This window comes from Roseibium algae (assembly GCF_037783265.1).
In the GTDB taxonomy this organism is placed as follows: domain Bacteria; phylum Pseudomonadota; class Alphaproteobacteria; order Rhizobiales; family Stappiaceae; genus Roseibium; species Roseibium algae.
In genome coordinates this window covers 21,595-28,452 of the sequence record NZ_JBAKIA010000029.1, presented here as the reverse complement: position 1 = coordinate 28,452, position 6,858 = coordinate 21,595, and the positions used below count along the sequence as shown (strand labels likewise).

Here is a 6,858-nt window from a genome sequence, read left to right as displayed (position 1 = left end):
CGGACCAGCGGACGAAGCGGTTGTATAGGGTTTTCCTTGGTCCATAGACATCTGGCGCATCGATCCAGCGGCCGCCCGACTTCAAGACATGAATGATGCCACTGATCACCCGCCGGTCATCGACACGCGGCTTGCCCCGCGTATTGGTCGGCAACAACGGCTGCAACTTCGAAAACTGCTCATCGCTGAGCCAGAAACATCCATCTGACATCGCAAAACTCCTGTTCAGGAGCTTGAATCAGACTTCAAGTGATTTGCATAGATATTTTATGGGTCCGAAGCCTAGTCAAAACTGCCTCGGCCTTGTATCCAACCTTAAATAGGTTCCCGACGTGGGGTTGTATTGGGTTTGGGGGCAAGTTTCTTAGAAAATAACTAGATATGAAATGAACTTGATTATTTATAGTTTATTTAGTGAAAAATCGACACTTAGGTATGGCTTGAAGTTAAATAGATAGAATTCATAGTATCCGATGTAGAGTTACGCTTTTTGAAATCGTAGGGTCTTGGGAGTGGCGTTCGACGGATATGTGCCGCCAATATAACCTTGCGATGTGCGAAAGCGATATACCGGGTGTCATTTGAGATAGTCGGGCCACACACGCAGGGAGGTGCGTTGATAATGTCTTTTATTTCAAATATTTTTGGGGGTGGTAGCAGCAATGCTGCCCCGGCTCCAAGCAATGTCAAAATCCATCCGAAAATCGACAATGGTTTTCCGCAAGCTCGTGCTGGCTTTAGCGGTGGGACGCTGACTTGTCATTGCGCCACGAATCCAGTGAAGATCAAGGTGGCCGCCCAAAGCGCACATAATCATGCCTGTGGCTGCACAAAGTGTTGGAAACCGACTGGAGCTGTTTTCAGCCAGATCGCTGTGGTTTCGCGCGATGCTGTCTCAGTGACGGCGAATGGTGACAAGCTGCAGATTGTGGATCCAGCTGCTGCGATTCAGCGTTACGCTTGCAAGGACTGCGGTGTTCATATGTATGGCCGGATCGAGAACGCAGAGCATCCACTCTATGGCCTTGATTTCATTCATACAGAGCTGTCGAGCGAAAGCGGCTGGTCTCCGCCAGAATTTGCCGCCTTTGTCTCTTCAATTATCGAAAGCGGTTATCCGCCAGCAAAGATGGATGCCGTCCGCGCGCGTTTGAGCGATCTGGGCCTTCAGCCTTATGATGCCTTGTCACCGCCAATTATGGACCTTATCGCGACTCATGCTGCTAAGAAATCCGGGGCACTCGCAGCCTGATATAAATGCACTGGTTCAAATGAAAATGGCACCGGCCTGTCCAGAGGCCGGTGCCATTTTTTGTGTGGTCTAAGCCTAGTGATTGTCGCGCGGCAGTCCCTTGATATGCGCGACATCCTGGTATTTTACAGCTGGTTTCAGGACCATGCCCTTATCGAACTGGTCAACCATTGAGCGCTGGATTTCCTGCCATGGTGTCTGGTGCTCAGCATAAGCAAAGCCGCCTTTTGTTTCGAGGTCCGCACGGCGTTTAGCCAGCTCTTCGTCGGAAATCAGGATATCTGCGGTACCTTTTCCAAGGTCGATGCGAACCTGGTCACCGGTCTGGATAAGGGCTAGCCCGCCCATGGCAGCAGCTTCCGGAGATGCGTTCAGGATCGACGGTGAGCCGGATGTGCCAGACTGGCGACCATCGCCAATACATGGCAGCGAGTGAATGCCTCGCTTGAGCAGTGCTGCGGGTGGCTGCATGTTGACCACTTCCGCCCCGCCAGGATAGCCGATAGGCCCGGTGCCGCGGATGAACAGCATGCAATGCTCATCGATGTCCAATGCTGGATTGTCGATGTTGTCGTGATAGTCTTCTGGGCCTTCAAAGACGATGGCCCGGCCTTCAAACGCTTGCGGATCATCGGGATTGTCCAGATAACGTTTGCGGAATTCCTCGGAAATAACGCTGGTTTTCATGATCGCGCTGTCGAAGAGATTGCCTTTCAGGTTCAAGAACCCGGCTTTTTCTTTCAGAGGTTTATCGTAGGGCAGAATGACCTCGGGCAATTCGATTTCTGCCGATGCGCAATTCTCGCCGATGCTTTTGCCGTTCACGGTCATCGCGTTTGGATGTGGCAACTTGCCATGTTTCATCAGTTCGCTGATGACTGCCGGGACGCCACCTGCATGATGATAGTCTTCACCCAGGTATTCACCAGCTGGCTGCAAGTTGACCATCAACGGGATGTCCAAGCCGAGTTTCTGCCAGTCGTCATTGTCTAGCGGAACACCGAGATGGCTGGCAATTGCGTTCAGGTGGATCGGAGCATTGGTCGAACCGCCAATAGCTGAGTTGACCACAATCGCGTTTTCAAACGCTTGCCGGGTCATGACATCTGATGGCTTGATATCCTGCTCAACCATGGAGACGATGTGGCGGCCGGTTTCATAGGAAATTTGGCCACGTTCGCGATATGGCGCCGGGATGGCAGCAGAACCTGGCAACTGCATGCCAAGAGCCTCGGCCAGGGAATTCATTGTTGTTGCCGTGCCCATGGTGTTGCAGTAGCCAACGGACGGAGCGGAGGATGCAACCAGATCCATATAGCCATCGTAGTCGATTTCACCGGATGCCAGCATTTCGCGGCCTTTCCAGACAATCGTGCCTGAGCCGGTGCGTTCACCTTTGTGCCAGCCATTCAGCATTGGGCCGACAGATAGCGCAATTGCCGGAATGTTGACGGTCGCAGCAGCCATCAGGCAGGCAGGGGTCGTCTTGTCACAGCCGATTGTCAGGACAACGCCATCAATCGGATAGCCATACAGCAGCTCAACAAGTCCGAGATAGGCCAGGTTTCGATCAAGCGCGGCGCCTGGTCTTTTGCCTGTTTCCTGGATTGGATGAACCGGGAATTCAAAACAAATTCCGCCAGCTTCCCGAATGCCTTCGCGCACGCGTTTGGCCAACTCAATGTGATGTCTGTTGCAAGGCGATAGATCAGAGCCTGTCTGGGCAATTCCGATGATTGGTCTGCCGGATTGTAGCTCTTCGCGTGTCAGACCAAAGTTTAGATAACGCTCGATATACAGCGCTGTCATGCCGGGATTGTCCGGGTTGTTAAACCATGCGGTTGAACGCAATTTGGGTGTCTTTTTGTCGGACATGAAACCTCTTCCCCCGGTCGCGATGGCGATTACGCCGATTGAGCTGATTAACACCACTCTGGTGGGTTTGTGTAAAGCCGTGTTTGGAGTAAAGCCGTTCTATTGGGTCACTAACTGTTTGTCTGGATAGTCTCGTTTAAGTCAATTTCTCTGCAATGAACCAGTAGCCGGCAATGGTGATGGCAAAGACAAAAAGCAGAACTGTCACCGGTAGAAGACCCATTGCGCCCAGCAGCCCGGCCAGAATTGCAACGCCGAGGGCAAACATTTGGCTCAGGCGGGTCTTCTTCTTCATGCGGTTTGATAGGCTTACAAGGCCAGGCAACGGAAGCAGCTCACCTCGTGGAAGTGAGGCAATCAAAATGGCAGTTTCGTTGGCTTGGGCCGACAAAGTGAAAAGACCACGTCGCCCGCTTTCGCTGGCACCGATGAAGAGCCCTGCTGCACCAGCCAGATGAGATTCGGCAGCAGAAAGGCGTTTGTGTTGACGAATATCGGGCTTGATTTGCTTCAAGGGAGAACTTGCAAAAAGACTTTGTGCGACTGGCAGGCTGGTGCCCGTCACGAGAACAGTCTCCACTCCGTTGCCATGGAGCCAAGCGAGGGTGTCTGCTGCGTGTAAATGGAGAGTTGGCTGAAGGGCCAAAATTCCGACGGCGCGATTGCCGATCGCGACGATGACGCATGTCTTGCCAGATGCTTGCAAAGGCCTGCACAGGGAATTCGCTGTGAAACAATCAACTTGGAGTTCCGCCATCAAGCCAGGGTTTCCGACAGCCACGGATTTGCCGCCAATCATCGCGACTACGCCCAGTCCGGGAACCTCTTCCCATTCGTCCGGTCTGCCTTGGGGCAACGCCCAATCCGTTGCAAGTGCGCGTATGGCTGCGCCGATTGGATGGCGAGCACTGCTCTGTGCGGCGGCTGCTACGGCCAACAGCGGTTCGGATCTGTTGTCGAATGCGTGGACGTCGGTGACGACAAGCTTGTCGTTTTGGAGAAGGGCTGGACGGTCGAAGGCGATTGCCGTGCATGTATGAATTGCAGCTAAAGCCTCCGAACCGTTTAGTTCTGCGCCAAGGTGTCGTGCCTGTTTCAAAGTTGTTCGAGATAAAATCGCATCTTGAAGTCTGGATGAATATGGCCAGGAAAGGGCAAGAGCTGTTGTGGCTCGCGCCAGTGCAATTTCAGGCTCATCGACTGATGCCCAAGCAATTGCAGCGCAAAGGCCAATAAGACAGGCCGCTATGATTTGCTTTATGGGCAGTTCATTGGAAGATTGGGTGGCCCTGTCAAATTGATATTGAGCAACATTCGCAAGAGCACATCCGCTGACGATGCAAGTGGCAGCAAACAGAGGGGTAATGAGGGCGTCGAACTCCGCGCCTATGAGGTAAAGGCCGCCAGCACTGGAAGCACATATAAAGGACACCGCAAGGCTGATTTTGTTCAGATGTTGCAAAGGTTCTCTGAGTATTTGCCAAGTCAGCAATAGGCTGCCTGTAGCCCAGGAAAGGGCAATCAGGCACAGTGATGGGCTTGCAGGAAGATTGTAGTCTGTTCCGCTGGACGCTGAGAGGAACAGGCCAAACGAGATGGCAAGCAACAAGCCGCAGGTTGAGGGCAATAGGCGGGGTGTCGCAGACGGGCGGGGAGCGATCATGAAAGGGCCTGAAGGGAGAAAATCGTCAGCGATCTGACATGTGGGATGCGGGTCGAAGGCTGAGGCTTTCGCAATCCTTCATGACTGGCATTAACAGCAGCGGTTGGCCGATATTAAGGCAGTTGTGTGCGAAAAAATCGGATCGAAAGGCGGGTGTATGGTGCAAGTGCAATTAAGGGTTTTAACCCCTGTTGTTATTTGCTATAATGCCTCTACGGAATTTAAGTAGGTCCGCTGTATTTTAGGATCGTGCTACTACTTTGGGGGCTAGTCTAGAGCGTTTGATATCGGAGGGGGCTTGCCCCCTCCTTTTTTATGTAAAGGCTATCTGCCTGCTTCAAGTTCCTGAATATTTGCCCGTGAAAGAAGCTCCATCGAGGGCATCAAGCTGAGCAATTGCTGTGTGTAATCATGCTGCGGCGTTTCATAGAGCGCATCGCAGCCTGCGACCTCACAAAGCTCGCCGTTGCGCATGACCCCGATGCGGTTGCACATTTGCCGTATGACCGCCAGATCATGACTGATGAACAGCATGGTCAGGCCGAGTTCTTCTTGCAGGTCTTTCAGCAGGTTGAGGATCTGAGCCTGGATCGAAACGTCGAGCGCTGATGTTGGCTCGTCGCATATAAGGAACCTTGGCCGTGTTGCCAGCGCCCGCGCAATGGAAATGCGCTGACGTTGGCCACCGGAGAACTCATGCGGGAATTTCTCTCCAGAGGCTGCTCCGAGACCAACGTGATCCAGAAGGTCTGCGACGATCTGGCGAACTTCGGTGTTGGACGAAGCCAATTTATGGAACTTGATCGGTTCGGCGATGATATCCCGCACGCGCATCCGCGCATTCAGGGATGAGAACGGATCCTGAAAGATCATCTGCATCTGACGACGCATCGCCAGCACTTCTCGACGATCTTTCAGAGAAGTAAGTTCCTGACCGGCAAACAGTATCGATCCGCCACTCGGATGATAAAGGCCGGTGACAAGACGGGCGATGGTTGATTTTCCGGATCCGGATTCACCAACAAGCCCAAAGGTTTCACCCTCTTCAATATCGAAGCTGACTTTCTTTACGGCTTTGAAATAGCGGCGTTGCGATGGAAAAATTGATCCGTGTGTTTCAAACTGCATTTCCAGATCTTTTATCTGAAGCAGCGGGCCAGTGATTTTGACATCGTTTCTCGCCTTGCCCAACCAGTGGGTCGAGATGTCGATATGTTTCGTCGGAGTGCCAGCTTTCTCGATGTAGTCGACCGAAGGAAAGCGGTCGATCCGCACATCGGGACGCGGAACAGCTGAAATCAGGCTCTGAGTATAGGGGTGCTGCGGTGTACCGAGAACCTGCGTGGTTTCGCCATATTCAACAAGCTTGCCCTGATACATCACCGCGACATGGTCTGTTATGTCTGCGATGACACCCATGTCATGGGTGATCACCAGCATGGCAACATTTCGTTTTTCGCAAAGCTCCTTCATCAGCTCCAGAATCTGGGCTTGAATCGAGACATCGAGCGCTGTTGTTGGCTCATCAGCAATGATAAGTTCCGGCTCTGCGCAGAGGGCAAGAGCAATCACGACACGCTGACGCATGCCACCGGAAAACTGATGCGGGTACTGTTTGATCCGCTCTTCTGAATCCGGAATACCCACGGAATCGATCAATTCGATAGCCCGTGCCCGTGCTTCCTTTGAAGAAAGTGGCAGGTGGGTCCGAATGGTTTCGACCAATTGGGATTCAACGGTTTGCAGCGGATCCAGAGAAGTGAGCGGATCCTGAAAGATCATGCCAATTTTTCGCCCGCGCAAAATACGCATCTGCTTTGCAGTTAAGTTGTCTATTCGCTTTCCATGCAGGAAGATCTCACCCTCGGCCACACGGCCAGGCTCTTGCAGGAGGCCAATGACTGCATTGCCTACGGTGGATTTTCCAGCACCGGATTCCCCAACGACGCCGAGGATCTTGCCAGCTTCCAAAGATAGGTTAACGCCTTCAACGGCAACGAAAGTTGATTTACGGCCGGGGAATTCGACCTTAAGGTCATGAATGTCGAGAACGCTCATGGATCGTGCC

The 6,858-nt window shown here is 52.7% G+C and carries 4 protein-coding genes and 1 pseudogene; 1 reads left to right on the top strand and 4 read right to left on the bottom strand.

Translation table 11 applies throughout. The features are described from left to right. On the bottom strand, positions 1–211 hold a 211-nt coding region (locus V6575_RS22485), incomplete at its 3' end, for a transposase (RefSeq protein ID WP_340277665.1). 411 nt (positions 212–622) lie between these two features. On the opposite strand from V6575_RS22485, the gene gfa reads away from it, so the two are divergent. Continuing rightward, positions 623–1,252 carry an S-(hydroxymethyl)glutathione synthase gene (gene gfa / locus V6575_RS22480; protein WP_340277664.1) on the top strand — a complete coding sequence of 210 codons (630 nt, stop codon included), beginning with the start codon at positions 623–625 and terminating at the stop codon, positions 1,250–1,252. Between the two features lie 75 nt (positions 1,253–1,327). Here the strand turns inward: gfa and V6575_RS22475 are convergent, their stop codons facing one another. The 3 genes and pseudogenes from V6575_RS22475 to V6575_RS22465 form a co-directional block, all read right to left on the bottom strand. Further along, a complete protein-coding gene (locus V6575_RS22475; RefSeq protein ID WP_340277662.1) occupies positions 1,328–3,127 on the bottom strand; it encodes an IlvD/Edd family dehydratase in 1,800 nt (599 codons plus the stop codon). A gap of 538 nt (positions 3,128–3,665) precedes the next feature. Then, positions 3,666–4,790: pseudogene (locus tag V6575_RS22470) on the bottom strand (HAD family hydrolase); the annotation flags it as partial. Between the two features lie 324 nt (positions 4,791–5,114). After that, on the bottom strand, positions 5,115–6,848 hold the full coding sequence (locus V6575_RS22465) for an ABC transporter ATP-binding protein (RefSeq protein ID WP_340277657.1): 1,734 nt from the start codon (positions 6,846–6,848) through the stop codon (positions 5,115–5,117). Positions 6,849–6,858 lie beyond the last annotated feature (10 nt).

Bases quoted from the DNA above. Each gene is read 5' to 3' on its own strand.
- gfa (WP_340277664.1), top strand. From the start codon at position 623: ATGTCTTTTATTTCAAATATTTTTGGGGGTGGTAGCAGCAATGCTGCC.
- V6575_RS22475 (WP_340277662.1), bottom strand. From the start codon at position 3,127: ATGTCCGACAAAAAGACACCCAAATTGCGTTCAACCGCATGGTTTAAC.
- V6575_RS22465 (WP_340277657.1), bottom strand. From the start codon at position 6,848: ATGAGCGTTCTCGACATTCATGACCTTAAGGTCGAATTCCCCGGCCGT.